Genomic DNA, 26,854 nt, shown 5'->3' with positions numbered 1-26,854 from the left:
GATACCAGGAGAAATAATATGGCATGGAATCGCGATGAAATGGCTGCACGCGCAGCATCAGAATTGCAAGACGGATTTTACGTTAATCTCGGAATAGGTCTGCCAACACTGGTGGCTAACCATGTGCCTGCCGGCATGGAAGTCTGGCTACAATCAGAAAATGGGCTGCTGGGGATTGGCCCCTTTCCAACCGAAGATGAAGTTGACCCGGATTTAATTAATGCAGGAAAACAGACGGTGACTACCCTGCCCGGCTCCTCAATTTTCAGCTCGGCCGATTCTTTCGCAATGATACGTGGTGGAAAAATCAATCTTGCCATTTTAGGGGCAATGCAGGTCAGTGAAAATGGCGATCTTGCTAACTGGATGATTCCGGGCAAGATGGTCAAGGGTATGGGTGGCGCAATGGATCTGGTCGCGGGGGTCGGACGTGTCGTCGTGCTGATGGAGCATGTTGCGAAAGATAATGCGCACAAACTTCTTAAATCCTGCAATCTACCGTTAACCGGGGTTGGCGTTGTCAACCGCATCATTACCGACCTGGGTGTGATTGATGTCACTCCGGACGGTTTTAAGTTAATTGAACTCGCTCATGGCATCAGCGTGGAAGAGGTTGTCGCAAAAACAGAAGCAAAGATTGATACCAGCGCATTTGCATAAACAACGCAGCTAATTGAAAAGGCCGACGTAATTTATACGTCGGCCTTTTTTTATTTTACCTCCTGGCTCTCAACTTACCATTTCTCTTTCAATATTTTTTCCAGCCAGAATGAACCTATCACGGTTTTTACATCAGTAATCTTGCCTTCTCTTACCCAGTCTGACATCTCCGTTGAAGTGGCGGTGAATGTCTCTAAAAACTCTTCGTCATCTAAAGAAGCCGGACCTGCTGTTAAACCACGGGCAACGTAAATCTCCAGCCTTTCGTCGGAATAAGCGATGGCGTTATGAATCGTGCAGAGATGTCGCCAATCTGTTGCCGTATAACCGGTCTCTTCGCGTAACTCTCTTTGAGCACAAATCAATGGATCTTCACCAGCGTCAATTTTCCCTGCTGGAAATTCAATAAAAACACGATTCAGCGGATAGCGGAATTGACGTTCAAGCAGAACTTTGTCATCGTCAAATATCGAAATAATGACGACAGCCCCCGGATGGCGTATAAATTCTCTGGTGGCAACATGGCCATTTGGCAAAGAAACGCTATCCTTTTGAACCTGTAGAAAATCACCCTCGTAGACCAGGTCGCTACTGATTTTTTCTTCACGCAAGTGCGCGTCGCCAGAAAAACGATCAGTCACGACGCCGCCTCAGGTAACGAAAGACAAATCCGGGAAAAGCTAAAACCAGAAATAAAAAAGCGGTGATAGCAAAAAATTCCCATCCTTGCGGAAAACGATTGCCGCTTGAACTCTCAAGGAAAACACCTGTAGCACCAATCACAAAATACAAGATGATCAGTTCAAGCAAACGCAACCAAAATGGTTTGATAAAAGAAAAACGCCGTAGCGCGAAAACTGCGAAACAGCGTTCATTAAAAAATGGCAAGTTGGCAGCAATAACTGCCAACACGACGATCAGCCAGACGGAAGTCAAACTAGTCAAAAGAGATGAACCTTACGACGCTAAAGTTTTTACAACCGCGTTCAAACATGCAGTCATCAAACCACCAGGGACCACGCCAAGAATTAAAACGGCCAATCCATTCAGGCTCAAGACCACGCGAACGTCAACACTAGGAGTAATCAAAGCGTTGTCTGAAGCGTCATCAAAGTACATCAATTTAACAACGCGAAGATAATAAAACGCGCCAATCAAGGAGAACAGCACGGCCACTAATGATAACCATATTTGTCCGGTTGCCATTACCGACTGTAACACTGACAACTTGGCATAAAAGCCCATCAACGGTGGGATGCCTGCCAGAGAGAACATCAACAGCAACATGACCAATGCAAACCAAGGCGAGCGTTTGTTCAGACCTTTCAGATCGTCCAGATTTTCAGCTTCAAAACCGGAACGTGCCAACAACATAATTACGCCGAAAGTGCCTAAAGTGGTTAACACATACGTGATGCTATAAAACATCGCGGCACTGTACGCATCTGCGGCAAGAGCAGTATTACCGTGAGCAACGCCAGACAACAGACCCAACAGCAAAAAGCCCATATGAGAAATAGTCGAGTATGCAAGCATACGTTTCAGATTGGTCTGGGCGATAGCTGTAAGATTACCGATTGCCATCGACAGCACAGCCAGCACGACCAACATTTGTTGCCAATCTACCGCCTGAGAGAACAGGCCTTCAACTAGCAACCTGAATGTCATAGCGAAGGCTGCTAATTTCGGTGCACCACCCAGTAACAACGTCACTGCTGTAGGGGCGCCCTGATATACATCGGGAACCCACATGTGGAAAGGAACAACGCCTAACTTGAACGCAAGCCCCGCCACCAGAAATACAATACCAAACACCAGAATAGTTTTATTTGCAGTTGGAGAACTCGCTACCTTGGCAACTTCCGCCAACTCCAAAGAGCCAGTGGCGCCGTACAACATAGAAATACCGTAGAGCATGAAACCGGATGCCAGAGCCCCCAGAATAAAGTACTTCATTGACGCTTCGGTTGACTGAGTGTGTTCACGGCGCAAAGCAACCAGTGCATACAAAGACAAAGACATCAATTCCAAACCAAGATAGATAATCAGGAAATTATTCCCTGAAATCATGATCATCTGACCTAACAGAGAAAACAACGCTAAGACATAAAACTCACCACCCGACTTGCCATTCGTCATACCGCGATCTGTCACGTATTGACGTGAATAGATGAAAGTCATACCCACCGCAAGGTAAGAACACAGTTTGAGCAGGGTCGACATCGGATCCGAGACAAACATGTTATTGCTGACATAAGTTGACCCGTCACTATTCGAAGTCGCGATAGTCAGCGCACCACAAACAAACAAAGCAAGTATGCTCATGACATAAGTCAGATTACGTTTGCTATCAGGCAAAAACATGTCAACCAGCAAAATCGTACAGATTGCCAGCAGCAAAAATATTTCAGGATAAAGTGGTGTGAAGTTCATATTATTCAGTTCTACTAGCATTAATCTGCTGTCACACAATTAGCGCAACGAAAATTGTCGACGGGCTTACTTGTCTATATCTTCAATCAGAGCGGTAACTTTGACGTTGCCACATGCTTCAAAAGATCAGTCACGGAAACTTGCATCGCGTCGGTAAAAGGTGCTGGATACAATCCCATTACGATCACAGCGATCGCCAAAACGCCCAACATAAAAAATTCACGTGCGTTAATGTCACTCAGATGAGCAACATGCTCATTCGTAATTTTGCCGAAAACAACTCGCTTGACCATCCACAAAGAATACGCCGCGCCGAAAATCAACGCTGTTGCGGCGAGCATACCAATCCAGAAGTTAAACTGTACTGCACCGAGAATCACCATGAACTCACCGACAAAGCCCGAAGTGGCTGGCAAACCGCAGTTAGCCATCGAGAACAATACAAACAATGCTGCAAATTTAGGCATCTTATTCACTACACCACCGTAGTCTACGATCTGACGTGAATGCACGCGGTCATACAAAACGCCGATACACAGGAACATCGCGCCAGAGATAAAACCATGAGAAATCATTTGTACAATCGCACCCTGCACAGACATGTCGTTAAACATGAAAAAACCGAGTGTAACAAAACCCATATGCGCAATAGATGAGTATGCGACCAGCTTCTTCATATCAGCCTGCACAAGCGCGACCAGACCAATATAAATCACAGCGACCAGAGACAAAGTGATCATGAAACCAGCCATATAGTGGCAAGCGTCCGGAGCGATAGGTAAAGAGAAGCGCAAGAACCCGTAAGCACCAAGCTTCAGCATAATCGCGGCCAAAACAACAGAACCACCAGTAGGAGCTTCAACGTGAGCGTCAGGCAGCCATGTATGCACTGGCCACATCGGCACCTTAACAGCAAATGCCATCAGGAATGCGCAGAAAATAGCAATCTGTGTTGACATCGGAAGCGGCAGTTTGTGCCAGACTAAAATGTCAAACGAATGACCAGCCTGAATATAAAGATAAATGATGGCAACCAAAGTCAGCAAAGAGCCGAGCAAGGTGTACAGGAAAAATTTGAATGCTGCATAAACTCTGTTTGGACCGCCCCAGATACCAACGATGATATACATCGGTATCAAAGTCGCTTCAAAGAACACATAAAACAACATGCCATCCAAAGCGCAGAAAACACCAATCATCAGACCGGACAGAATCAGGAAAGCACCCATGTACTGAGCTACCTGCTTCTCAACCACTTCCCAAGCAGCGATAACGACAATCACTGTAATAAATGCGGTCAGCGGCACCAGCCAAAGAGAGATACCATCAATACCAAGTGAGTAAAAAATGTTGAATTTTTCTATCCAGGAGAATTTCTCAACAAATTGCATCCCATGCGCTGAATTATCAAAATTTGTAATCAATGGCAAGGTTACGAGAAAACTCGTTAAAGAACCAAGCAGAGACACGCCGCGAACTAAACCACGGTTGCTATCACGGCCAAAAGCCAGAACAAAAATACCAAATGCGATTGGGCACCAGATCGCCAGGCTGAGTAAGGAGGAAGTTGACTGCATCATGATTATATTTTTTTAGCCGAGGTCACTTATTTAGCAAAAGGGAATGGCATGAAATACACGAGAAATGCCAACACGCCCAAAATCATTACAAAAGCATAGTGATAGATGTACCCGCTCTGGAATAAGCGAACAAGCTTTGAGAACCATCCCACCAGCTTTGCACTACCATTAACGACAAGTCCGTCAATCAAACCTTTATCGCCAACATTCCACAGTCCCTGACCAAGCAAACGTGCGCCACCTGCAAAAACGATTTCATTAAACCTGTCCATGTAGTATTTGTTATCAAGCAAAGTATAAACGGCACTTGCATTTTTCTTGATTGCCGCTGGTATCGCCGGCTTAACCATATAGAAGAAATAGGAAGTTGCCACACCTGCTAATGCTAACCAGAACGGTGCTGTTGTCAGTGCATGCTTTGCCATGGCGATAGGGCTATGGAATTCATGCTTTAACTCTTCCATTGCATGATGCGCTTCATTAACAAAAATAACGTCCTTAAAGAAGCTACCGAACAGCATAGGTTCAATCGCAATGAAACCGATCAATACAGACGGAATCGCCAACATCACCAGCGGAAACCAGACGACGAACGGAGACTCATGCGGTTTTTGGCCTGGCGCCAATCCGTGATGATGTTCATCATGATCATCCGCTGCATGGTGCGCGTCATGGTGATCATGGGCATGCCCAAAATTTTCCTTGCCGTGGAACACCAGGAAGTACATACGGAAAGAATAAAACGCTGTGACAAATACACCGGCTAAGACAGCAAACTGAGCAAAGCCAGAGCCAGCAATGTGAGACGCCTGTACAGCCTCGATAATACTGTCTTTGGAGTAAAAACCAGAGAAGAATGGCGTACCAATTAATGCTAAAGAACCTAACAATGAAGTGAGCCAGGTGATAGGCATGTATTTACGAAGTCCACCCATGTTCCGGATGTCCTGATCATGGTGCATACCGATGATCACAGAACCCGCTGCAAGGAACAACAGCGCCTTAAAGAACGCGTGTGTCATCAGATGAAACACGGCAACCGAGTACGCAGAAGCACCCAAGGCGACAGTCATATAACCCAGCTGCGACAGCGTGGAGTAAGCAACAACGCGTTTGATATCGTTCTGGATGATCCCAAGGAAACCCATAAACAAAGCGGTAATCGAACCAATAACGAGAATAAAGGACAAGGCGGTATCAGACAACTCAAACAACGGCGACATACGCGATACCATGAAGATACCAGCCGTAACCATCGTCGCCGCATGAATCAGCGCAGAAATCGGAGTTGGACCTTCCATCGAATCCGGCAACCAGACATGCAACGGAAACTGTGCAGATTTACCCATAGCCCCGATAAACAGGCAGATACAGGCGACCGTAATCAGCATCCAGTCAGTTCCAGGGAAAATCAGTTTGGCCAGCTCTTCTTTTTTCGCGAAGACTTCCATGTAGTTCATTGAGCCCGCGTAAGCGAGCAACAAACCGATACCAAGTATGAAGCCAAAGTCACCCACACGGTTAACCAGAAAAGCTTTCATGTTGGCGTAAATAGCAGTCGGTTTGGTGTACCAGAAACCAATCAGCAAATAAGACACCAGACCCACAGCTTCCCAACCGAAAAACAATTGCAGGAAGTTATTGCTCATTACGAGCATCAGCATGGAGAACGTGAACAGCGAGATATATGAGAAAAAGCGGTTATAACCTTCATCTTCAGCCATGTAGCCGACAGTGTAAATATGCACCATCAGTGATACAAAGGTCACCACACACATCATCATTGCAGTCAGGTTATCCACCAGAAAACCAACTTCCAGTTTCAAACCGGCTACCTGCATCCATTGATACAACGTGGCGTTATAGACGGGTGCGCCACTCATCAAAGCATTAAGCGTCATGCACGAAATAATGAATGCAACCAGCACACCGAGTATGGTCGCGGTGTGTGAAACTTTACGCCCTACGACGTTACCAAAAAATTTGGTGCCCAGTAAACCGGCGATGGCAGATCCTGCCAATGGAGCCAGAGGTACTGCCAATAGTAGTTGTGGGTTAAGTTGCCCCGCCATGATGACCCTTTTTTAGCTTATTACTTTTTTAAATCGCCAGTGAATGATGGGGAGACGCACACTGCATTCGCCCCATGAAACATTATCCTTTGAGTGCGTCCAGATCTTCGACATTAATCGTGTCCAGATTACGGAACAGGACAACGAGAATGGCCAGACCAATCGCAGATTCTGCAGCAGCAACCGTCAGAATGAAAAATACAAAAATCTGCCCTGCGGCATCACCCAGATAATGAGAGAACGCAATGAAATTCATATTCACTGCCAACAAATTCAGTTCAATCGCCATGAGCAAAACAATAATATTTTTCCGATTCAGAAAAATACCAACGATAGAAATCGCAAACAGAATCGCGCCAAGTATCAGATAGTGTGTCAGTGTCAAAGCCATATCAGCCCTCTTGCTTTTCTGTCGATGAAGTTAAAGTACGTCCGGATTCCGCTTTCATTTTAACGATGCGAACACGATCAGTACTCTTCACTTTGACAGCTTTTGCCGGATCAAAATATTTACTGTCTTTGCGACGACGTAAAGTCAACGCAACGGCTGCAACAATAGCGAGCAACAAAATTGCAGCGGCAATTTCAAACGCCAATGTGTAGCGAGTAAAAATTTCTATACCAAGATTTTTTGTATTACCTATCGTATCGGCGGCAGCTGGAACGTGATTATCCGGACGTAAGAACCCGCGCCATAACACTGCAGACATCTCAAGAACAATCACGACACCAACAGTCGCAGCCAATGGTAGATGTCCCCAGAATCCTGCTCGCAATTTATCGATGTCGATGTCCAGCATCATCACAACGAACAAAAACAGGACCATGACCGCGCCGACATATACCAACACTAAAACAATGGCCAGAAACTCCGCCTTCAACAATAACCAAATCGCGGCTGCAGAGAAAAACGACAGCACTAAGAACAACGCGGCATGCACCGGATTACGAGCGGTAATCACCTGCGTCGCAGCAAGCACAAGTATCGCAGCGAAAACATAAAATAATGCGGTAGTAAATTCCATAATGAAACCGTTCTAATTAGCGATATGCAGCGTCAGCAGCACGTGCAGCTGCAATTTGTGGTTCGTAGCGATCACCGACTGCCAATAACATCTCTTTAGTAAAATAAAGATCGCCGCGCTTCTCACCGTGGTATTCAAATACATGCGTTTCAACGATGGAATCAACGGGACAGGATTCTTCGCAAAAGCCGCAGAAAATGCATTTGGTCAGATCGATGTCGTAACGCGTCGTACGGCGGCTACCATCTTCACGCTGATCCGATTCAATCGTAATCGCCATCGCAGGGCAAACTGCTTCACACAATTTACAGGCGATACAACGCTCCTCACCATTAGGGTAACGACGCAGCGCATGCAAACCACGGAAACGTGGTGATTGCGGCGTTTTCTCTTCCGGGAATTGGACAGTAATTTTGCGGGCGAACATATAGCGACCAGTCAATGCCAGTCCCTTTATCAGTTCGCGCAGCATCAGGCTGCCAAAAAAATCTTTGATTGCTTCCATCTTTTCAGCCTCTTACTTCCAAATATTCCATGACGTTTGTATCCATGCAGCGACAAACACCAGATACACCAGAGTTAAAGGGATAAATACTTTCCAACCCAAACGCATGATCTGATCGTAACGGTATCTAGGGAAAGACGCACGAGCCCAGATAAACATGGAAACCACAACAAATGTTTTCAGTCCAAGCCAAATCCAACCTGGTACCCAGTTGAACACGATGGAATTCAATGGAGCATCCCAACCACCAAGGAACATCAATGATGCCATTGTCGAAATCAGGATCATATTCGCGTATTCAGCCAGATAAAACATGGCGAACGACATACCCGAGTATTCGACCATATGACCAGCGACGATCTCAGATTCACCTTCAACCACGTCGAATGGATGACGGTTTGTTTCTGCAATGCCAGAAATAACATAAACAACGAACATCGGCAGCAACGGTAACCAGTTCCATGACAGGAAATTTAACCCCATCGATGCAAAGTAACCTTTTGTCTGTGCATTAACGATATCCGACAAATTCAGGCTTCCTGAAACCATGAGTACAATGACTAATACGAAACCCATTGCAATTTCATAGGATATCATTTGTGCAGAAGCACGCATGGCACCCAAAAACGCGTATTTAGAATTAGACGCCCAACCCGCGATAATAATGCCGTAAACCTCAACCGAAGTAATTGCCATGATCAGCAATAAGCCAGCGTTGACGTTCGCGAGCACAACTTCAGGACCGAATGGAATAACAGACCATGCCGCCAGCGCAGGCATAATCGTCATAATCGGTGCGAGTATGAAAAGAACTTTATTTGCTTTTGCAGGAACAACGATTTCCTTCAGCAATAACTTAACAGCATCAGCGATAGGCTGCAAAAGACCTGCAGGTCCGACACGGTTAGGGCCAAGGCGAATGTGCATCCAACCTATCATCTTACGTTCCCACAAAGTGAGATAGGCAACCAAACCCATGATAGGAGCAACAACGCAGACAATTTTGATCAGATTCCAGACCAGAGGCCAGAAATAGCCAAATACGCCCTGACCAAAAGTTTGAACAGTGAGCAGCCAATTCATTATGCACGCTCCACATTAATAGCACCGAACATGCCGTCCAGCTTACTAGTCAATACCGAACCGGTAGCAACCCGAACCACATTTTCAGGCAAAGATCCGTCGATACCGACATTCAACAGGATTGATCCGCCTTTAGTGACTTTGACCATATCTCCCGCGGAGACACCGATTTTTTCTGCGTATCCAGCACTGATCCAAGCCTGAGGGGCACGTGCGTCTGTAGTTTTTTGTAAAGATTCAGCTCTTCTGACGATCGCATCTGTGCTGTAAATAGCAACATCTGCAACGCGTTCCAAGCCTGCCTCGGATACAGATTCGAGAGCAGGTTTTAAAACAGCGATGTTATTCAGTTTCGCGATAACATCATTACCACCTAAAACTTCATCGCGAATGGCTTCGGATGTTTCGTAATTGAAATTATCCAGACCTAACAAATTCCCCAGAACACGCAATACCTTCCATGCAGGACGTGTATCGCCAAGCGGTTTAACAACGCCATGGAAACTCTGAACACGTCCTTCGCAACTGACAAATGTACCGGCAGTTTCCGTAAATGGCGAAACAGGTAATAAAACGTCTGCATATTCAGCGCTGTGCTTAAACGGAGACATAACAACAACCATGTCAGCTTCCGCTAAGGCTTTTTCCGCCCGGGCTGGATTTGCAGTATCTAATGCAGGCTCGGCATGAAGCACAACATACGCTTTCTTTCCTTCAGCAAACACAGGCTTAGCATTATTGGCAGGAATTGCATTCGCAAGATAACCACCAACCGTGTTTGCAGCCTCAGTCAGATAACCGAAATCTGCACTTGTTTGCTCTGCAATCCATTGTGCAAGTGCATGCAGGCGAGACGCTTCAGGATGATAGGACGCGGTGTTGCCTAAAAATACGCCTGCGTCGCCTGATAACAGTGTTGTCGCGATGTTTTGAGCCAACAACCCAGCGTCAACGGATTCCAGACCAGCCGGTTTAGCAATTTCTTTTTTAACTGCAACGGCAACCGCTACCTCGGCCAGAAACTGCGCCCATAACGAAGGTGCGAGGACTGCCTTATTCGCCAATTTAATCAGCAGATCATCATCAGTTGCATTGAGCACACTGAGCTTTGTACCAGATTTGACGGACTGACGCAGGCGTGCTGCCAACAAAGGATGGTCTTTCCGCAAGAATGAACCGATGACAAAAACGTTCTTCAGTTGCGCGAACTTGGTAATGGACGTACCCAGCCAAGGTTTGACACTTCCATTCAGAGAAAAATCAGACTGGCGCAAGCGGAAATCAACATTATCTGAACCGATGCCGCGGATTATCCGCTGAAGCAAGAATAATTCTTCGAGAGTCGAATTAGGTGCAGCAACAGCAGCGACAGAATCAGCGCCGTGTTCGTGACGAATGTTACGCATAGCATGCGCTACGTATTCTAATGCTGTCTGCCAATCTGTCTCTTGCCATTGACCACCTTGCTTGATCATCGGCTTAGTCAGGCGCTCAGCACTGTTCACGCCTTCGTAAGAGAAACGGTCTTTGTCTGAAATCCAGCATTCATTGATCTCTTCGTTTTCGAAAGGAACAACACGCATTACTTTGTTATTTTTAACCTGAACAATCAGATTCGAACCTAAACCATCATGTGCGCTGACAGATTTACGACGGGACAATTCCCATGTACGTGCAGAATAGCGGAACGGCTTGGAGGTCAATGCGCCCACAGGGCACAGATCAATCATGTTACCGGACAATTCAGAGTCGACAGTTTTACCAACAAAAGAGGTAATTTCGGAATGCTCGCCACGATTGAGCATACCCAATTCCATCACACCTGCAATTTCCTGACCAAAGCGAACACAGCGTGTGCAATGAATACAACGGCTCATCTCTTCCATCGACACCAACGGACCGACATCTTTGTGGAAAACAACGCGCTTTTCTTCTTCATAGCGAGAAGTAGTACCGCCATAACCAACCGCCAGATCCTGCAACTGACATTCGCCACCCTGATCACAAATCGGGCAATCCAGAGGGTGGTTAATCAACAGAAATTCCATTACTGCTTTTTGTGCTTTCACAGCCTTATCGCTGTGAGAACGCACAATCATGCCAGGCGTGACGGGAGTCGCGCAGGCAGGCAGCGGCTTAGGTGCTTTTTCAACCTCAACCAGACACATGCGGCAATTCGCCGCAATAGATAATTTTTTGTGGTAACAAAAATGCGGGATATACGTGCCAAGTTTATTGGCAGCGTCCATCACCATACTGCCTTCTTGGACTTCGACTTTTTTGCCGTCTATTTCGATTTCAACCATGGTCTACTCTAAGTGTGCTAACCGAAGCTGGCTTACAGGTAAGTGGGAACCAAGCAATGCTTATGCTCGATGTGATATTCAAACTCTGTGCGGAAATTTTTTACGAATGCGCGAACCGGCATCGCTGCTGCATCACCTAACGCACAAATCGTTTTACCCTGAATATTGTCTGCGATGGAATTCAGCATATCCAGATCTTCAGGGCGACCTAATCCATTTTCAATCCGATGAACCAGGCGATACAACCAGCCTGTACCTTCGCGGCAAGGCGTACACTGCCCGCACGACTCTTCAAAATAAAAATATGACAGACGTTCCAGCGATTTAACCATGCAACGGGTTTCATCCATGACGATGACGGCTCCGGATCCAAGCATGGAACCCGCCTTGGAAATCGAATCATAATCAAGATCCGTATTCATCATCACATCACCAACAATCACCGGTGCGGAAGAGCCGCCAGGAATGACTGCTTTGATTTTTTTTCCGCCACGCATGCCGCCAGCCAACTCAAGCAAAGTCGCAAATGGAGTACCTAATGGAATTTCGTAATTACCGGGCCGCTCAACGTCACCTGAAATAGAGAATATCTTTGTACCGCCGTTATTTGGCTTACCAAGAGCGGCATAATTTTCACCACCCATGGCAAAAATGAACGGAACGGCAGCAAATGTTTCAGTGTTGTTGATGGTTGTCGGCTTTCCGTACAAACCAAAGCTGGCCGGGAACGGAGGTTTGAAGCGCGGCTGGCCTTTTTTGCCTTCCAGTGACTCCAACAATGCCGTTTCTTCACCGCAAATATAGGCACCGTAACCGTGGAACGCATGCAATTGAAAACTAAATTCGGAGCCTGCGATATTATTACCAAGCATCCCCGCCGCGCGCGCCTCTTCAATCGCTTCTTCGAAACGATCATAGTCCGCAAAAATTTCGCCGTGGATATAGTTATAACCGACAGTAATTCCCATGGCATACGCACCGATGGCCATACCTTCGATCAGCGCGTGCGGGTTATAGCGAATGATATCGCGATCTTTAAATGTACCAGGCTCACCCTCATCGGTATTACAGACCAGATATTTCTGTCCAGGAAACTGACGTGGCATGAAACTCCATTTCAGGCCAGTCGGGAAACCCGCTCCGCCACGACCGCGCAAAGACGATGCTTTGAGCTCAGCAATGACCTGCTCAGGTGGAATTTTTTCTGAAAGAATACGCTTCAAGGATGCATAGCCACCACGAGCCACGTAATCTTGTAAGTGCCAGTTTTTACCATCCAGACCCGCGAGAATGAGGGGCTTAATATGGCGATTGTGCAGACTCGTCATTATTTACCCGCCTCTTTCAGTTCATTCACAAGTCCGTCGATTTTTTCGTTCGACATAAAGCTGCACATGCGTTTATTGTTGACCAACATGACAGGTGCATCACCACATGCCCCCATGCATTCACCCTCAACCAGGGTGAATTGCCCATCGACAGTGGTTTCTTTGTAATCAATACCCAGCTTCTGCTTCAGATGGTGCGCTGCGCGCTCCCCACCTGATAAAGCACAAGGCAAATTAGTACAAACGGTAATTTTGAATTTACCGACTGGCTTCGTGTTGTACATATTGTAGAAAGTAGCCACTTCCTGTACAGCAACGGCAGGCATACCAATATAGTCAGCCAAAGTCTGCATTACTTCAGGAGAGATCCAACCAGTTTCATCCTGCGCAATAGCCAAAGCGGCCATCACAGCGGACTGGCGCTGGTCAGCCGGGAACTTTGCCAGTTCACGATCAATTTTTTTAAATGCCTGCTCTGATAACACCATAGCTAATGCCTCAAATAAACGTCAGATGACGTTTTTATCTGTCAATCTCACCAAAAACAATGTCCTGAGTACCAATAATAGTTACTGCATCGGCAATCATATGTCCCTTCGCCATTTCATCCAGACCTTGCAGGTGCGGGAAGCCTGGAGCGCGAATCTTCAAGCGGTACGGTTTATTAGCACCATCGGACATCAAGTAAATACCAAATTCACCTTTTGGATGCTCAACTGCGGCATAAGCCTCGCCAGCAGGAACATGGAAGCCTTCTGTGAACAACTTGAAATGATGAATCAAATCTTCCATATTTGACTTCATGTCGACACGATGTGGTGGCGTAACCTTGTGATTATCTGAAATCACAGGCCCCTGATTATTTCTGAGCCACTCTACGCATTGTTTAATAATGCGGTTAGATTGACGCATCTCTTCTACGCGAACGAGATAGCGATCATAGCAATCACCATTGACACCAACAGCAATATCAAAGTCGAGCAAATCATAAACTTCGTATGGTTGTTTTTTACGCAGATCCCATTCAACACCAGATCCACGCAACATCGCACCGGTAAAGCCCATCGCTTTCGCACGCTCAGGCGATACAACACCGACACCGACTAAACGCTGCTTCCAGATACGATTATCCGTCAACAAGGTTTCATACTCATCGACATATTTCGGGAAGCGATTTGTAAAATCCTCGATAAAATCAAGCAAAGAACCTTGGCGGTTTTCATTAAGAAAACGCATAGACTTTTCGTTCTTCAGCAAAGATGCTTTATGCTTAGGCATTTCGTCAGGCAAATCACGATAGACACCACCAGGACGATAGTAAGCCGCATGCATACGCGCTCCGGAAACCGCCTCATAGCAATCCATCAAATCTTCCCGCTCACGGAACGCATACAACATCACAGCCATTGCACCGACGTCAAGCGCATGTGCGCCTATCCACAGCAAGTGGTTCAACAAACGAGTAATTTCATCGAACATCACGCGTATGTATTGCGCACGCAGAGGCACTTCCAAACCGAGCATCTTCTCAATCGCCATAACGTAGGCATGCTCATTCGCCATCATCGAGACGTAATCGAGCCTATCCATGTACGGAACAGATTGCAAAAATGTTTTTTGTTCTGCCAATTTTTCAGTTGCACGATGCAACAAGCCGATATGAGGATCGGCACGCTGAATAACTTCACCATCCAATTCCAGCACCAAGCGCAATACACCATGCGCAGCAGGATGCTGAGGACCAAAGTTGAGTGTGTAATTCTTAATCTCAGCCATTATTTCATCCCGTAATTTTCTTCGCGAATAATACGCGGGGTATTTTCGCGCGACTCAATAGTCACAGGTTGATAGACAACGCGTTTTTGATCCGCATCGTAACGCATCTCCACATAACCAGACACAGGGAAATCTTTGCGGAATGGGTGACCAATAAAACCATAATCAGTCAGAATACGACGCAAGTCGTTATGACCGTCAAACAATATGCCATACAAATCAAAGGCTTCGCGCTCGTACCAATTAGCAGCATTCCAGACATCAGTCAAAGAAGATACAAGCGGCATTTCATCATCCGGCGCAAAAACACGAACCCGAAGACGCCAGTTATTTTTAATCGACAACAAGTGCGTTACGACTGCATACCGGAAACCATCCCAGGCACCATCAGCATAGGTAGAATAATCAACACCACAAAGGTCAATCAATTCTTCAAAACACGTATCTGAGTGATCACGCAAATCACGCATCACCTGCAAATATTCAGCTGCCGACACAACAATCGTCAACTCACCTAGAGCATTTTTCAGCTCAAGAATACGCTCACCCAAGACTGCTTTTAATGCCTGCTCGAGTTTTTCTAATTTGATCGTCATAGTTAAAGGCTGCCTCAGCAATCGCGCGATCAGCGCGCGATAGTGTTTGTACGTTTAATCTTGTTTTGCAGCTGAATGACACCGTACAGCAATGCTTCTGCCGTCGGCGGACAACCAGGCACATAAATATCAACTGGAACAATGCGATCACAGCCGCGCACAACGGAGTACGAGTAATGATAATAACCACCACCGTTAGCGCAAGAACCCATGGAAATAACCCATCGAGGCTCCGCCATCTGATCGTAGACTTTTCGCAACGCAGGCGCCATCTTGTTGCACAAGGTACCCGCGACGATCATCACATCCGAATGACGTGGAGATGGGCGAAACACAACACCAAAACGATCCAGATCATAACGGGACGCACCAGCATGCATCATTTCAACCGCACAACAAGCCAGACCAAACGTCATCGGCCACATAGAACCCGTACGCGTCCAGTTAATCAGCTTATCGGCTGTTGTCGTAACAAAGCCTTCGTTCAACACACCTTCAATAGCCATTTTCCATCACTCCCAATCCAGAGCGCCTTTTTTCCAGATGTACCAAAACCCGACAGCAAATTCGAGCACAAAGCCAAGCATAATCAAGAAACCAGCCCATCCCAGATCGCGCATAGCAACGCCCCACGGGAAGAAAAATGCAGTTTCAAGATCAAAGAGAATGAAGAGAATCGCGATCAGATAATATCGCACATCAAATTTCATACGCGCATCCTCAAACGCCTCGAAGCCACACTCGTATGCTGATGTTTTTTGAGAATCCGGCTTATACGGACCGAGAACACGCCCCAAAACCTGAGGCAATACACCGACTCCGATACCAACCAGAATAAAGAGAAGAACTGGGAAATAATTTTCGAGGTTCACGTTAGGCTACCTGTATTTGAACGCCATATTGAAGCAAGCCATTTTTGAAGGACCTCATCAAAAATAACCACTTCCTCGACAAAATCAGAAAAGAAAACTGATTTGTTTTTTGGTGCCGACGACGAGACTCGAACTCGTACAGCTTTCGCCACTACCCCCTCAAGATAGCGTGTCTACCAATTTCACCACGTCGGCATAAGCCCAGCATTCTACCCTGAATGACCTCATTGTTCAACGCACAATCGAGGAAATTCAAGTTTTTTTGCCGGGAAATATAAATTTATTTTGGAATCTGATTCGATTGCGCAGACGAAGCCGCAGCAGCAGGCGCTGGTGCGGGTGTTTGCACAACTGCAGGCGCTACTTTTGTCACTGGCAGGTTATCCATCACACCGCCAGCTGGCTTACGCTCACCACCAAAAACACCCAAGGCCAATGTTGCAGCAAAAAATATCGCCGCCGCAATACCTGTGGAGCGCGACAAGAAGTTGGAGGAACCTGTTGCACCAAACAGACTACCGGAAGCACCCGAACCAAAAGAAGCTCCCATATCCGCACCTTTACCATGCTGCAGCAAAACGAGCGCAATAATTGCCAATGCAGAGATAACCTGAACGACCACTACCAATGTAAAAAAAGTTTGCATTCAAAACACCTAAAAAAATTAATCTTCAATCTTCAGCAATACAATCAAGCTGCAGCAGCAATAGCGAGAAAATCAGCAGACTTCAACGCGGCGCCACCGATCAAACCACCATCAATATCTACCATTGCCAGTAAGTCCTTTGCATTTTCGGGCTTCATACTACCACCATAAAGTATTTGCACCGAAGCAGCTGCAGCAACATCTTTCAAAGCAATTTGCTGACGCAAAAAGGCGTGTACGTCCTGCGCCATTTGTGGCGTCGCCGTTTTACCGGTACCAATTGCCCACACTGGCTCATAAGCAACAACAAGCTGAGTAATTTGCGCAACATCAACAACATCCAACACCGCCTGCAATTGCGCAGCAACAACGTCTTCTGTCTGACCGCTTTCACGCTGCTCCAAGGTTTCCCCCACGCATACAATAGGGATCAAGTTCTCGGATAACGCACGCAAAGTTTTTCTTGCGACAACCGCATTCGATTCAGCATGATACGCGCGCCGTTCAGAATGCCCGACGATCACATATCGACAACCGCAATCAACCAGCATCGATGCGGCAACCTCACCGGTAAATGCACCTTGTGCATGCTCAGAAACATCTTGAGCGCCCCATTTTACAAGGCTCGCTGTCAGCAACTCAGCACATTGAGTCAGGTACGGCGCTGGCGCACATACCAAAACATCACAATCCGAAGATACGGGCAATCCGGCTACGATTTCAGATAACAACGAACGATTGGCCGCGAAGCTGCCGTTCATTTTCCAGTTACCCGCAATTAGTGTACGTCGCATAAGAGATCAGAATATAAATAACCGTCTATTGTATCCCGCTGACAATACCCGGTCAAACAAAGGCAGCACAAAACAAACACGACCTACAGCCCAAGCCGACACATGCCTGCCCTGCACATCTAGGCAATTCATTTCTAGACACACTGCGATCTGTGCCTTCGATATCTCGAAAAATAAGAACCCCGACAGAATTACACCAACTGCAACATAATTTTGCCTATGTGACGACCATCCTCCATCAAAGCGTGCGCCAGATCCGCCTGAGTCAAAGGGAACACCTGATGAATAACCGGCCTGATTTTTCCTGCCTCAAGTAACGGCCAGACATGTTGCTGCAATTGTGAAGAAATCTGCCTCTTAAACTCAACAGAACGTGGACGCAAGGTTGACCCGGTTATCGTCAGTCGCCGACGCAAGACCTGCCCAAAGTCAACCTCTCCACGGTTACCGCCTAACAAGGCAATAATCGCAATCCGGCCATCATCTGCGAGACTATCGATCTCCATTGGAATATAACTTCCTGCGACCATATCAAGAATCACATCCACCCCCTTACCAGCAGTCAGTGATTTGACAACCTCGGGAAATTTTTCAGTTTTATAGTTAATAGCACGCTCTGCTCCCAAGCCCTCAGCAGCACGGCATTTTTCATCTGTTCCCGCCGTAGCAAAAACCCGGTGCCCGAGAGCGCTTGCGATCTGAATCGCAGCAACACCAATTCCTGATGTGCCCCCCTGTACCAGTAAAGTCTCACCAGCACTCAATCTGGCGCGATCAAAGACATTACTCCAGACGGTGAAATAAGTTTCTGGCAACGAGGCTGCCTCTACCATGCTTAAACCCTTGGGGACGGGAAGACACTGCGCAGCAGGCGCAACACAATATTCAGCGTATCCACCACCCTGCACCAGCGCGCAGACGAAATCACCCACCTGAAAATCAGTCGTCGATAAGTCTCCACCAACAATTTCTCCGGCAACCTCCAACCCTGGCAAATCTGAAGCCCCCTGAGGAACAGGGTAGTAGCCAAGCCGCTGTAGCACGTCCGGGCGATTCACGCCTGCAGCATGCACCTTAATCAAAATCTCACCAGTCTGCGCTTGCGGAATCTCGCGCTCACACAATTGCAAAACCTCGGGCGCTCCATATTTCGTAATTTCAATTGCACGCATAAAACTCACCGAATAAATAAAAAAATCATTGTAAGTCAATAAAAAAACGCCCGTTTAAACGGGCGTTTTTTTCAACAACTCATGACAAACAGCACAATTACTGGGCTGCCTGCGGCTCTTGTGACTGAGCCTGCGTATCACCTTCAACAGCAGCTGCTTTCATGGACAACTTGAAGCGACCACGATCATCGGTTTCCAACACTTTGACGCGTACTTGCTGACCTTCTTTGAGATAGTCAGCAACTGCGTTGACGCGTTCGTTGGCGATCTGACTGATGTGCAGCAGACCATCTTTACCTGGCATGATTTGCACAATCGCACCGAAGTCCAGCAACTTCAACACAGTACCTTCGTAGATTTTGCCGACTTCAACTTCTGCCGTCAGCTCTTCAATACGACGCTTGGCTTCTTGACCAGCCGCCGCATCGACAGAAGCGATAGTAACAACGCCTTCGTCGCTGATATCGATCTGCGTACCTGTTTCTTCAGTCAGCGCACGGATCACCGCACCACCTTTACCGATCACATCACGGATTTTCTCAGGATTGATCTTGATTGTGATCAGACGTGGAGCGAAATCGGACAATTCGGTGTTACCAACCGGAACTGCCTCTTGCATTTTACCCAGAATATGGACGCGACCTTCTTTAGCTTGCGCCAAAGCGACTTGCATAATTTCTTTAGTAATGCCCTGGATTTTGATATCCATTTGCAATGCAGTAATACCTTCTGCAGTGCCGGCAACTTTAAAGTCCATATCGCCGAGGTGATCTTCATCACCCAGAATATCGGTCAGAACAGCAAACTTGTTACCTTCTTTGATCAGACCCATGGCGATACCTGCAACATGCGCTTTCATTGGCACACCTGCATCCATCAGAGCCAGACAGCCACCGCAAACAGACGCCATCGAAGAAGAACCATTGGATTCAGTGATTTCAGAAACCAGACGTACGGAGTAGCTGAAATCTTCCGGATCAGGCAATGCCGCCTGCAATGCACGCTTAGCTAAACGACCATGACCGATTTCACGGCGCTTCGGCGTACCAACGCGACCAGTTTCACCAGTAGCAAATGGAGGCATGTTGTAATGCAACATGAAGCGGTCAGAGTATTCGCCCATCAACGCATCGATTTTTTGTTCGTCACGTGCAGTACCCAAAGTTGCAATCACCAAAGCCTGTGTTTCACCACGGGTGAACAAAGCGGTACCATGCGTACGTGGCAAAATACCAGTGCGGATAGTAATAGGACGCACAGTGCGAGTGTCGCGACCATCAATACGCGGCTCACCTTCGAGGATTTGGGAGCGAACGATTTTCGCTTCCAGATCAAACAGAATATTGCCGACGTCTGCTGAATCAGGAGCTACCTCACCTTTGGCGGCAGCTTGTTCAGCCAGCGCAGCAGCAACTGCAGACGTTGCGGCCTTCAATTGCTCAGTACGGGCTTGCTTTTCTTTGGTTTGATATGCAGCACGCAACAGCGGTTCTGCAACAGTAGTGACCGCAGCGATCAGCGGCTCATTTTTTGCTGCAGGTGCCCATTGCACTTCAGGTTTGCCACCGTCGCGTACCAATTCGTGGATCGCATCAATAACAGCTTTCATTTGCTCGTGGCCGAACACAACAGCACCCAGCATGACTTCTTCAGACAATTGCTGCGCTTCGGATTCCACCATCAATACAGCTTGTTCAGTACCCGCAACAACCAGATCCAGTTTGGAAGATTTCAACTGCGTCGCAGTTGGATTCAATACGTACTGACCGTCGATATAACCAACGCGCGCGGCACCAACAGGGCCACTGAAAGGAATGCCAGCAACAGAAATCGCTGCAGAAGCACCGATCATCGCAGCGATATCCGGATCAATTTCAGGATTGACTGACAATACGTGCACAATCACCTGAACTTCATTCAGATAACCCTCAGGAAACAAAGGGCGAATCGGGCGATCGATCAAACGTGAAGTTAATGTTTCTTTTTCTGATGGACGACCTTCACGCTTGAAGAAACCGCCAGGAATGCGGCCGGCAGCGTAAGTTTTTTCCATGTAATCCACGGTCAGAGGAAAGAAATCCTGACCAGGTTTAGCATCTTTTTTTGCAACCACAGTTGCCAGCACAACAGTGTCTTCGATCGAGACCATCACTGCGCCAGAGGCCTGACGTGCGATTTCACCGGTCTCCAATGTCACCTGATGTTGACCGTATTGGAAAGTTTTCGTAATTTTGTTAAACACAATGTGTCCTTTCTATTTTGCCGACAGATTTTCAGGCGCTGTCGTTCACCTCACCACGTGCAATCCCTCAGGACTGCCTTTTGCCAGTTTTTTGCTTATTTCTAACAATTTTGCTAAAAATTTCGCACAAAACCAAAACACCAGATAAGCAAAAAGCCTGCGACAGTCAACTGACGCAGGCTTTTTGCTATAAATTTTTTGCTAAATTCAGCAAGAATTACTTACGCAAGCCGAGTTTTTCGATCAGAGCGCGATAGCGATTCAGGTCTTTACCTTTCAGGTAAGACAGCAGGCTTTTACGACGGTTAACCATCATAATCAGACCGCGACGGGAATGGTGATCTTTACCGTGGGCTTTGAAGTGACCGTTCAAATCATTGATACGGGCTGTCAGCAAAGCAACCTGAACTTCTGGAGAACCTGTGTCGTTTTGACCACGGGCGTTATCCGCTACGATAGCGGCTTTTGCACTTTTTTCGATAGACATAATTTTTCCTTTACATGCGATAACAAGAGTCGTTTGATGACAAAACCGTCGTTATCGTGAAATAAACTCCCGCCAAAATGACGGGAGCCGAGACTATAGCACACAAATAATCAATGAATCAAACTTGTGGATTCAGCTTTTCTGACTTTGACTCGAGTTTATTCAGCGCTGACAAGTAGGCTTTCGCAGACGCCACGACGATATCAGGATCTGCCCCCACGCCATTGACGATACGTCCGGCTTTTTGCAAGCGCATCGTCACTTCGCCCTGAGACTGCGTGCCGGTCGTAATTGCGTTGACTGAAAACAGCAGCAATTCAGCGCCACTGTTCACCTCAGATTCAATCGCATTCACAATCGCATCCACCGGGCCGTTTCCTTTTGCTTCACAAGTCACTTCTTTACCGGCAAAAGCAAACACCACTTTTGCTTTTGGTGATTCGCCGGTTTCAGAATGCTGGGCCAGCGAAACAAAGTGGTAAGCCTCTTTGTCATTGGCCTGCTCTTCATCTGAAACCAACGCCAAAATATCTTCATCAAAAATATCAGATTTGCGATCCGCTAACTCTTTGAAACGGGCAAATGCCGCATTCACTTCCGCTTCAGATTCCAGTGCAATACCAAGCTCCTCAAGGCGCTGCTTAAATGCATTCCGGCCAGAGAGCTTACCGAGAACAATTTTATTTGCACTCCAGCCCACGTCTTCGGCGCGCATAATCTCATAGGTATCGCGGGCTTTCAGAATGCCATCCTGATGAATGCCGGAGGCATGTGCAAACGCGTTTGCGCCAACCACGGCTTTATTTGGCTGCACTGCAAAGCCGGTAATTTGCGACACCAGTTTAGATGCCGGAACAATCTGAGTCGTATCAATACCCAGATCGAGATTAAAGTAATCTTTACGCGTACGCACTGCCATCACTATCTCTTCAAGTGCGGTATTACCGGCGCGCTCGCCAAGTCCGTTAATCGTACATTCGACCTGACGAGCGCCACCGATCATGACACCGGCCAGTGAATTCGCCACTGCCATTCCCAGATCGTTATGACAATGCACCGACCAGATTGCTTTGTCGGAATTCGGAATGCGTTCACGCAAAGTTTTCAACATATTGCCGTACAACTCAGGCACTCCATAACCGACCGTGTCGGCGAAATTAATTGTGGTTGCCCCCTCTTTAATGACGGCCTCAATTACGCGACACAGGAAATCCATTTCGGAGCGGCTGCCATCTTCCGGGCTGAATTCAACGTCGTCAGTAAAATTACGCGCAAAACGCACTGCCTGAATCGCTTGCTCCAACACCTGATCCGGACTCATGCGCAATTTCTTCTCCATGTGCAAAGGAGAGGTCGCAATAAAGGTATGAATACGCTTGCGCTGCGCAGCAGCCAAGGCTTCTGCGGCACGGGAAATATCGCGGTCATTGGCGCGCGACAAAGAACAAATGATGGAATCTTTAATCGTCGCGGAAATCGCCTTGATCGATTCAAAATCGCCAGGAGACGCGGCCGCAAAACCCGCTTCAATGACATCAACTTTCAATCGTTCCAGTTGTTTTGCAATACGCAGTTTTTCATCCTTTGTCATCGACGCGCCCGGGGATTGCTCGCCATCGCGCAAAGTGGTGTCAAATATGATGAGTTTGTCTGCCATGATTTTCTCCTGAAAAGAATGTTTGAGATTGAAAATGAATCGATAAAAATGCTGAATGTTCTCTGCCCCACCCTTGCAACGCACACAGGGGTAAGAGATTACACAAATTGTGGGTATAGGGGATTTAGCGCGTTACCGCACTAGTAGAAATGCAAATAGCGATAGCAGACGGGAGGCGTCTGCTAAAGTTTTTAATGTGAGGGATGTGACTGAAAAGTTCATGCATTCGACTATAAGCGTGAACACAGAAAAGTGCAAGAATTTATAGCAGCCTATTTCTAATTTAATTAATCCGAAAAGAAAAAAAGCCACAATGCATTTTGTACATTGTGGCGATTCTGCGTTAAAACAAAATTTTATTTATCGTCGTGGGTTTCCACGCTGGTCTGAATAATGCTGATCGGACGACCTTTGCGCCAGCGCCACAACAATACGACGTAACCGGACAAGCCATACAACACAAACAAACCAAATAACACTTTAGGCGGATCACTGACCACCACCACATACACCAGTAACACTAACAAAGGCGCAATAAAAGGAACGCTTTTTTTCAGGTTCACATCTTTGAAACTGTAAAACGGCACATTGGTCACCATCGTCAAGCCAGCGAATAAAGTGATGCCCCACGCGATCCAACGAAGGTCGCCACCGACAAAGTGCAAATCATCCATCAGCAGCACGAAACCAGCAACTAAGGCCGCCGCCGCCGGGCTTGGTAAGCCCTGAAAATAACGTTTATCAACGATGCTGATATTCGTATTAAAGCGTGCCAGTCGTAATGCTGCGCCGGCACAGTAAACAAAAGCGGCAAGCCAGCCTAGTTTATCCATACCGCGCAGCGACCATTCATACACAACCAGCGCAGGAGCCGCGCCAAAAGAAATCATGTCTGACAGGCTGTCGTACTGTGCGCCGAATTCGCTTTGGGTATTCGTCATACGGGCCACCCGACCATCCAGACTATCCAGCACCATCGCAACAAAAATCGCGAGTGCCGCCTGATAAAAACGCTGATCCATCGCCATGACGATCGCGTAAAAACCGCAGAACAGCGCCGCCGTCGTAAATGCATTCGGCAACAGATAAATGCCACGTCCGCGCGCCGTCGCTTTTACCGGTAAGGCAATACCGTCAGCATCTGTTCTTTGCTGCGTTTTACGTACGCCTTTGGGGAAAAGTTTGAAGTTACCTTTGGGTTTGCGTCGATTAAAAGATGGCATGTGAATCTAAAGAAATAAAATAGCCCGAACATGTCGGGCGGAACCTGGCACTTTGCGCTGGCAGTATAACTCTGTTTATCGGTCAGGCAAACCCGCAAGCACGAGTGTATGGTCTATTTCAGTCGCAGTTTTCCAGTGATTTTTATATTCAATGAAGTAAATCCCGGCTCGAAGCTGGGTTCCGTTGCGGCTGCGTCGGCTCTGGCCGCTTTGAGCATCATCGGTGCCGCTTCAAACTGACGCAATTCACTGCCGGCGTTATCGAAATCGAGAGACTCGATCACAATATCATCCGGCTTCTTACCCAGCGTCGATGCAATCATTTTTACTTTGTCAGAAAACTGGTGGTAACCAGCCTCAACCCGCGCGGCCTCGAATTTTTTAATCGCTGCATCAGATAAGCCAAAATTGACACCGTTCAGCGCCAACACTTTCTGCCCTGCTGCTGCCGTGGACGACAACTGCGCAATGTTCGTGGTTTTCACCTCCAGATACTGACCTGAACGCCACCCGATGATCTGGCGTTTGACAGGCTGCCCTGCCGCATTGGCTGGGGTTTCAGCATAGATGGGGTAAGAATAATAAGACCGCGTCCGCAACTCTGCCTGCGGGTCTTCTTTCCTGATCAGATCAGTACCGGATTTCATTTTCTGATTCACCCGCGACGCTGCCGCGGTCTTGTCTTTGTCCTGCTCTTCGATATAAAAATTGAGCACCGCCTGATCATTGTCCGCCTTCACGTCCGCCGATCCTGAGACCGTAATGACGGTGCCAGTGAGCGTCTGCGCGACAACCGGCAATGCCAGCAAACAAGCAGCAGTCAAGCCAAGTAGTTTTTTCATGATCATTCCCCAGAAATGTTGGTATTGTTGATTCAGACAAGTCTTCTTGATTCAAGTTGCAAAGATACCTCTTTTTCAATGATCACACCCATCTACGATTCAATTAATGACTTCACTGGGAATCGAATTTCAGAGTTAACCCTGGGAATTAACCCGTTTCAAGCCTTAAATATACTCCCCCCAGTATATTTAAAACCCCTATATTTCATTAAGACATATACGAGAAAATGAAACATACTCCCCTATTTTTCAAATTTCACGGGTAAAACAAGGGATATTTGAAGGCAAAAAAAAATCGCCCGTTGGACGACTTTCAGCTTTCGGGCTGCGCGCACCTGCAAGCGCACGCGGGATGACGCCCGGCGATCTTGGCAATTAGTTTTTGCTTTGATCAACCAGCTTATTTTTAGCAATCCATGTGTACTTGAAGGCGTAAAAAAAGTCGTCCACGTGGACGACTTTTAGCTTTCGAGCTGCGTGCGCCTGCAAGCGCACGCTGTATGATGCCCGGCGATCTCAGCAATTAGTTTTTGCTTTGATCAACCAGTTTGTTTTTAGCGATCCATGGCATCATCGCACGCAATTTTGCGCCGACTTCTTCGATCTGATGTTCTGCAGTCAGACGACGACGGGAAATCAAGGTAGGCGCGCCTGCTTTGTTTTCCAGGATGAAGCTCTTCGCGTATTCACCAGTCTGAATGTCTTTCAGACATTGGCGCATCGCATTTTTGGTGTCTTCCGTCACAACGCGTGGGCCTGTCACGTATTCGCCGTATTCTGCATTGTTCGAGATCGAGTAATTCATGTTAGCGATACCGCCTTCATAGATCAGATCAACGATCAGTTTCAATTCATGCAGACATTCGAAGTACGCCATTTCAGGTGCATAACCAGCTTCCACCAGAGTTTCGAAACCCGCTTTGATCAGTTCAACAGCACCGCCGCACAACACAGCTTGTTCACCGAACAAATCTGTTTCTGTTTCTTCGCGGAAGTTCGTTTCGATGATACCGGCACGGCCGCCGCCATTCGCCATTGCATACGACAAAGCGATATCACGGGCAGAGCCGGATTTATCCTGATAAACAGCGATCAGGTGTGGCACGCCGCCACCTTGCGAATAAGTGCCGCGTACTGTGTGGCCTGGTGCTTTCGGGGCGATCATGATGACGTCCAGATCAGCACGTGGCACAACCTGACCGTAGTGCACATTGAAGCCGTGTGCAAACGCGAGTACCGCACCTTGCTTGGCGTAAGGTGCAACGTTTTCGTTGTACACCTGAGCGATGTTTTCATCCGGCAGCAAAATCATGATGACGTCAGCAGCTTTCACCGCTTCGTTGACTTCTGCCACTTTCAGGCCAGCGCCTTCAGCTTTAGACCATGATGCGCCGCCTTTACGCAGAGCGACAGTCACATTACAACCAGAGTCGTTCAGGTTTTGCGCGTGTGCATGACCTTGTGAACCATAGCCGATGATGGCAACGTTTTTACCTTTGATCAGGGACAGATCACAATCTTTATCGTAGAAAACTTTCATTTTTTATCCTATTTA

Annotated in this window: 26 protein-coding genes and 1 tRNA gene; 1 reads left to right on the top strand and 26 read right to left on the bottom strand. The window is 47.2% G+C overall.

The annotated features are described in order from the left end of the window. Positions 1–18: 18 nt before the first annotated feature. Positions 19–660, top strand: coding sequence for a CoA transferase subunit B (locus tag H8K26_RS12465; protein ID WP_186885133.1), 642 nt, complete (start codon positions 19–21; stop codon positions 658–660). A 74-nt stretch (positions 661–734) separates the two neighbouring features. Here the strand turns inward: H8K26_RS12465 and H8K26_RS12460 are convergent, their stop codons facing one another. From H8K26_RS12460 to ilvC, 26 genes are all read right to left on the bottom strand, one after another. Then, positions 735–1,301, bottom strand: a complete 567-nt coding sequence (locus H8K26_RS12460) for an NUDIX domain-containing protein (protein ID WP_190479918.1) — start codon at positions 1,299–1,301, stop codon at positions 735–737. Then, positions 1,294–1,605 (bottom strand): DUF2818 family protein, encoded by a 312-nt coding sequence (locus H8K26_RS12455; RefSeq protein WP_186897941.1) that lies wholly within the window; start codon positions 1,603–1,605, stop codon positions 1,294–1,296. The genes H8K26_RS12460 and H8K26_RS12455 overlap by 8 nt, the downstream gene beginning before the upstream one ends. 12 nt (positions 1,606–1,617) lie before the next feature. Next, entirely contained in the window at positions 1,618–3,093 is a 1,476-nt protein-coding gene (gene nuoN, locus H8K26_RS12450; RefSeq protein WP_390366770.1) for an NADH-quinone oxidoreductase subunit NuoN, read from the bottom strand. Between the two features lie 86 nt (positions 3,094–3,179). Continuing rightward, positions 3,180–4,673: an NADH-quinone oxidoreductase subunit M gene (locus H8K26_RS12445; RefSeq protein ID WP_190479916.1), complete on the bottom strand. Its 1,494-nt coding sequence runs from the start codon at positions 4,671–4,673 to the stop codon at positions 3,180–3,182. 26 nt (positions 4,674–4,699) lie between these two features. Then, positions 4,700–6,745: an NADH-quinone oxidoreductase subunit L gene (nuoL, locus tag H8K26_RS12440; protein ID WP_190479913.1), complete on the bottom strand. Its 2,046-nt coding sequence runs from the start codon at positions 6,743–6,745 to the stop codon at positions 4,700–4,702. Between the two features lie 82 nt (positions 6,746–6,827). Next, positions 6,828–7,136 (bottom strand): NADH-quinone oxidoreductase subunit NuoK, encoded by a 309-nt coding sequence (nuoK, locus tag H8K26_RS12435; RefSeq protein ID WP_186885129.1) that lies wholly within the window; start codon positions 7,134–7,136, stop codon positions 6,828–6,830. Between the two features lies 1 nt (position 7,137). Then, positions 7,138–7,770 (bottom strand): NADH-quinone oxidoreductase subunit J, encoded by a 633-nt coding sequence (locus H8K26_RS12430; protein ID WP_190479911.1) that lies wholly within the window; start codon positions 7,768–7,770, stop codon positions 7,138–7,140. A gap of 16 nt (positions 7,771–7,786) precedes the next feature. Next, positions 7,787–8,275 carry an NADH-quinone oxidoreductase subunit NuoI gene (nuoI, locus tag H8K26_RS12425; protein WP_186885127.1) on the bottom strand — a complete coding sequence of 163 codons (489 nt, stop codon included), beginning with the start codon at positions 8,273–8,275 and terminating at the stop codon, positions 7,787–7,789. Between the two features lie 12 nt (positions 8,276–8,287). After that, complete coding sequence (gene nuoH / locus H8K26_RS12420) at positions 8,288–9,358, bottom strand: NADH-quinone oxidoreductase subunit NuoH (RefSeq protein WP_186885126.1); 1,071 nt, start codon at positions 9,356–9,358, stop codon at positions 8,288–8,290. Continuing rightward, positions 9,358–11,664 carry an NADH-quinone oxidoreductase subunit NuoG gene (gene nuoG / locus H8K26_RS12415; RefSeq protein ID WP_190479909.1) on the bottom strand — a complete coding sequence of 769 codons (2,307 nt, stop codon included), beginning with the start codon at positions 11,662–11,664 and terminating at the stop codon, positions 9,358–9,360. Before nuoG ends, nuoH begins: the two co-directional genes overlap by 1 nt. A gap of 32 nt (positions 11,665–11,696) precedes the next feature. Beyond that, positions 11,697–12,992, bottom strand: coding sequence for an NADH-quinone oxidoreductase subunit NuoF (nuoF, locus tag H8K26_RS12410; RefSeq protein WP_186885124.1), 1,296 nt, complete (start codon positions 12,990–12,992; stop codon positions 11,697–11,699). Beyond that, positions 12,992–13,480: an NADH-quinone oxidoreductase subunit NuoE gene (gene nuoE / locus H8K26_RS12405; protein ID WP_190479907.1), complete on the bottom strand. Its 489-nt coding sequence runs from the start codon at positions 13,478–13,480 to the stop codon at positions 12,992–12,994. The genes nuoF and nuoE overlap by 1 nt, the downstream gene beginning before the upstream one ends. A gap of 34 nt (positions 13,481–13,514) precedes the next feature. Further along, a complete protein-coding gene (locus H8K26_RS12400) occupies positions 13,515–14,768 on the bottom strand; it encodes an NADH-quinone oxidoreductase subunit D (protein WP_186885122.1) in 1,254 nt (417 codons plus the stop codon). Next, a complete protein-coding gene (locus H8K26_RS12395; RefSeq protein WP_190479905.1) occupies positions 14,768–15,364 on the bottom strand; it encodes an NADH-quinone oxidoreductase subunit C in 597 nt (198 codons plus the stop codon). The genes H8K26_RS12400 and H8K26_RS12395 overlap by 1 nt, the downstream gene beginning before the upstream one ends. A 29-nt stretch (positions 15,365–15,393) precedes the next feature. Beyond that, complete coding sequence (locus tag H8K26_RS12390; protein WP_186885120.1) at positions 15,394–15,870, bottom strand: NuoB/complex I 20 kDa subunit family protein; 477 nt, start codon at positions 15,868–15,870, stop codon at positions 15,394–15,396. A 6-nt stretch (positions 15,871–15,876) separates the two neighbouring features. After that, positions 15,877–16,236 carry an NADH-quinone oxidoreductase subunit A gene (locus H8K26_RS12385; protein ID WP_186885119.1) on the bottom strand — a complete coding sequence of 120 codons (360 nt, stop codon included), beginning with the start codon at positions 16,234–16,236 and terminating at the stop codon, positions 15,877–15,879. A gap of 110 nt (positions 16,237–16,346) precedes the next feature. After that, a tRNA-Leu gene (locus H8K26_RS12380) sits at positions 16,347–16,431 on the bottom strand. Between the two features lie 85 nt (positions 16,432–16,516). Next, positions 16,517–16,882 carry a preprotein translocase subunit SecG gene (secG, locus tag H8K26_RS12375; RefSeq protein ID WP_190479903.1) on the bottom strand — a complete coding sequence of 122 codons (366 nt, stop codon included), beginning with the start codon at positions 16,880–16,882 and terminating at the stop codon, positions 16,517–16,519. A 44-nt stretch (positions 16,883–16,926) separates the two neighbouring features. Continuing rightward, positions 16,927–17,676, bottom strand: coding sequence for a triose-phosphate isomerase (gene tpiA, locus H8K26_RS12370; RefSeq protein WP_190479901.1), 750 nt, complete (start codon positions 17,674–17,676; stop codon positions 16,927–16,929). 191 nt (positions 17,677–17,867) lie between these two features. Further along, complete coding sequence (locus H8K26_RS12365) at positions 17,868–18,848, bottom strand: NAD(P)H-quinone oxidoreductase (protein ID WP_190479900.1); 981 nt, start codon at positions 18,846–18,848, stop codon at positions 17,868–17,870. A 97-nt stretch (positions 18,849–18,945) separates the two neighbouring features. Continuing rightward, positions 18,946–21,090 (bottom strand): polyribonucleotide nucleotidyltransferase, encoded by a 2,145-nt coding sequence (gene pnp, locus H8K26_RS12360; RefSeq protein WP_190479898.1) that lies wholly within the window; start codon positions 21,088–21,090, stop codon positions 18,946–18,948. Between the two features lie 217 nt (positions 21,091–21,307). Then, positions 21,308–21,577, bottom strand: a complete 270-nt coding sequence (gene rpsO / locus H8K26_RS12355) for a 30S ribosomal protein S15 (RefSeq protein WP_186885114.1) — start codon at positions 21,575–21,577, stop codon at positions 21,308–21,310. 118 nt (positions 21,578–21,695) lie between these two features. Beyond that, positions 21,696–23,234: a 2-isopropylmalate synthase gene (locus H8K26_RS12350; protein ID WP_190479896.1), complete on the bottom strand. Its 1,539-nt coding sequence runs from the start codon at positions 23,232–23,234 to the stop codon at positions 21,696–21,698. Between the two features lie 356 nt (positions 23,235–23,590). After that, positions 23,591–24,457, bottom strand: a complete 867-nt coding sequence (pssA, locus tag H8K26_RS12345; protein ID WP_190479894.1) for a CDP-diacylglycerol--serine O-phosphatidyltransferase — start codon at positions 24,455–24,457, stop codon at positions 23,591–23,593. A gap of 113 nt (positions 24,458–24,570) precedes the next feature. Beyond that, positions 24,571–25,299 (bottom strand): SIMPL domain-containing protein, encoded by a 729-nt coding sequence (locus H8K26_RS12340; protein ID WP_190479892.1) that lies wholly within the window; start codon positions 25,297–25,299, stop codon positions 24,571–24,573. A gap of 523 nt (positions 25,300–25,822) precedes the next feature. Next, a complete protein-coding gene (gene ilvC / locus H8K26_RS12335; protein WP_186897929.1) occupies positions 25,823–26,839 on the bottom strand; it encodes a ketol-acid reductoisomerase in 1,017 nt (338 codons plus the stop codon). Positions 26,840–26,854 lie beyond the last annotated feature (15 nt).

Origin of the sequence: Cognatundibacterium aquatile, assembly GCF_014699135.1 — a bacterium.
Lineage (GTDB): Bacteria > Pseudomonadota > Gammaproteobacteria > Burkholderiales > Burkholderiaceae_D > Undibacterium > Undibacterium aquatile.
Note: the sequence above shows the minus strand (reverse complement) of the source record. Positions and strands in the feature narration are given on the sequence as shown.

Excerpts from the sequence above, each read along its gene's own strand:
- nuoK (WP_186885129.1), bottom strand. The coding sequence starts at position 7,136 with ATGGCTTTGACACTGACACACTATCTGATACTTGGCGCGATTCTGTTT.
- H8K26_RS12395 (WP_190479905.1), bottom strand. The coding sequence starts at position 15,364 with ATGACGATCAAATTAGAAAAACTCGAGCAGGCATTAAAAGCAGTCTTG.
- pssA (WP_190479894.1), bottom strand. The coding sequence starts at position 24,457 with ATGCCATCTTTTAATCGACGCAAACCCAAAGGTAACTTCAAACTTTTC.
- nuoI (WP_186885127.1), bottom strand. The coding sequence starts at position 8,275 with ATGGAAGCAATCAAAGATTTTTTTGGCAGCCTGATGCTGCGCGAACTG.
- H8K26_RS12390 (WP_186885120.1), bottom strand. The coding sequence starts at position 15,870 with ATGGCTATTGAAGGTGTGTTGAACGAAGGCTTTGTTACGACAACAGCC.
- H8K26_RS12445 (WP_190479916.1), bottom strand. The coding sequence starts at position 4,673 with ATGATGCAGTCAACTTCCTCCTTACTCAGCCTGGCGATCTGGTGCCCA.
- nuoL (WP_190479913.1), bottom strand. The coding sequence starts at position 6,745 with ATGGCGGGGCAACTTAACCCACAACTACTATTGGCAGTACCTCTGGCT.
- nuoF (WP_186885124.1), bottom strand. The coding sequence starts at position 12,992 with ATGACGAGTCTGCACAATCGCCATATTAAGCCCCTCATTCTCGCGGGT.
- ilvC (WP_186897929.1), bottom strand. The coding sequence starts at position 26,839 with ATGAAAGTTTTCTACGATAAAGATTGTGATCTGTCCCTGATCAAAGGT.
- H8K26_RS12465 (WP_186885133.1), top strand. The coding sequence starts at position 19 with ATGGCATGGAATCGCGATGAAATGGCTGCACGCGCAGCATCAGAATTG.
- secG (WP_190479903.1), bottom strand. The coding sequence starts at position 16,882 with ATGCAAACTTTTTTTACATTGGTAGTGGTCGTTCAGGTTATCTCTGCA.
- H8K26_RS12350 (WP_190479896.1), bottom strand. The coding sequence starts at position 23,234 with ATGGCAGACAAACTCATCATATTTGACACCACTTTGCGCGATGGCGAG.
- H8K26_RS12400 (WP_186885122.1), bottom strand. The coding sequence starts at position 14,768 with ATGGCTGAGATTAAGAATTACACACTCAACTTTGGTCCTCAGCATCCT.
- nuoE (WP_190479907.1), bottom strand. The coding sequence starts at position 13,480 with ATGGTGTTATCAGAGCAGGCATTTAAAAAAATTGATCGTGAACTGGCA.
- H8K26_RS12430 (WP_190479911.1), bottom strand. The coding sequence starts at position 7,770 with ATGGAATTTACTACCGCATTATTTTATGTTTTCGCTGCGATACTTGTG.
- H8K26_RS12340 (WP_190479892.1), bottom strand. The coding sequence starts at position 25,299 with ATGAAAAAACTACTTGGCTTGACTGCTGCTTGTTTGCTGGCATTGCCG.
- nuoG (WP_190479909.1), bottom strand. The coding sequence starts at position 11,664 with ATGGTTGAAATCGAAATAGACGGCAAAAAAGTCGAAGTCCAAGAAGGC.
- rpsO (WP_186885114.1), bottom strand. The coding sequence starts at position 21,577 with ATGTCTATCGAAAAAAGTGCAAAAGCCGCTATCGTAGCGGATAACGCC.
- tpiA (WP_190479901.1), bottom strand. The coding sequence starts at position 17,676 with ATGCGACGTACACTAATTGCGGGTAACTGGAAAATGAACGGCAGCTTC.
- nuoN (WP_390366770.1), bottom strand. The coding sequence starts at position 3,093 with ATGAACTTCACACCACTTTATCCTGAAATATTTTTGCTGCTGGCAATC.
- nuoH (WP_186885126.1), bottom strand. The coding sequence starts at position 9,358 with ATGAATTGGCTGCTCACTGTTCAAACTTTTGGTCAGGGCGTATTTGGC.
- H8K26_RS12365 (WP_190479900.1), bottom strand. The coding sequence starts at position 18,848 with ATGCGTGCAATTGAAATTACGAAATATGGAGCGCCCGAGGTTTTGCAA.